At 71.1% G+C, this 1037-nt stretch carries 2 pseudogenes; both read right to left on the bottom strand.

What is annotated here, in order from left to right:
- Positions 1–941: pseudogene (locus tag ABT078_RS18060) on the bottom strand (peptidoglycan-binding protein); the annotation flags it as partial.
- A pseudogene (locus ABT078_RS18055) lies at positions 931–1037 on the bottom strand (zinc-dependent metalloprotease); the annotation flags it as partial. The pseudogenes ABT078_RS18060 and ABT078_RS18055, both read right to left, overlap by 11 nt.

Here is a 1037-nt window from a genome sequence, read left to right as displayed (position 1 = left end):
TCCTCCGTCTGCGGCTGGGACTGCGCCGCCACCTGCGGCCGGGGCTGTGCCTCCACCTGCGGCTGCTCCTCTGTCTGCGCCTGTGTCGGCGTCTGCGCCTGCGTCTCCGCCGCCACCTGCGGCCCTGCCTGTGCCGGTGCCTCCGCGCCCGGGATGTCCCGGCCCGTGCCGTTCGTCAGAAGGCGCCAGGTGCGCCGGTCGGGCAGACCGTCCGCCTCCTCCCCCTCCCAGCCCTGCGCGCGCTGGAACGCCTGGGTCGCCCGCCGGTCCGCCTCGCTCCAGAGCGGCCCCGGGCTCTCGCCGTAGTAACTCTTCGCGCCCCGCTCCACGAGCAACCTCCCGAGCTGGGTGATGTACGTGTTGTTCGCGCCCGGACCGAAGTACCAGGGCCCGGGGAACGCCGGGGGCATGGTGGTCGACCCGTCCGACGTCACGTCCGTGCCGATGAGCCCTTTGTAGCGGTACGCCACGTAGAAGTCGGAGTTGTCCCAGTACGCCATCGGCGTGGCCTGCTTACGGGTGTGCGGCCTCGCCTGTTCGTAGGCCACGTAGTAGGTGCGCGTGTAGTCGGTCCAGCCGCCGAAGATGGTGACGTGGGAGCCCTTGCCCGGATCGTCGGGATTGTGGAACAGCAGGATGTCACCGGGCTGCAGATCCTTGCGGTCCGTCCGCACCCCGTACTGCGCCAGGCTTCCGGTCCACTCGTTGCCCGTCAGGTTCCAGGCCATCGAGACATAGCCCGAGCAGTCCTGCCGGTAACCGTCCGACCAGTAGGCGTCCATGGAGTACGGCACCTCGGCGTCCAGCCAGCGCTTGGCCCGGTTGATGATGTCCGCGCGGGTCGTCCTGCGGAGCTCGGGCGTGCCGGCCGGGCCGGTCGCGGGGCCGGAGTCCGGGCGGCCGTACAGCGGACCCTGCCCGCCCTGCGGGGTGTCCGGTTCGGCGCAGGGCGAGATACAGCCGCACCTCGTCCTTGGTCACGCCGAGGTCCTTGCCGAACGCCTCCACGTTCAGCGGGAGCAGTGCGGCCTTGCCGG

This window comes from Streptomyces sp. NPDC002133 (assembly GCF_040296405.1).
Lineage (GTDB): Bacteria > Actinomycetota > Actinomycetes > Streptomycetales > Streptomycetaceae > Streptomyces.
Note: the sequence above shows the minus strand (reverse complement) of the source record. Positions and strands in the feature narration are given on the sequence as shown.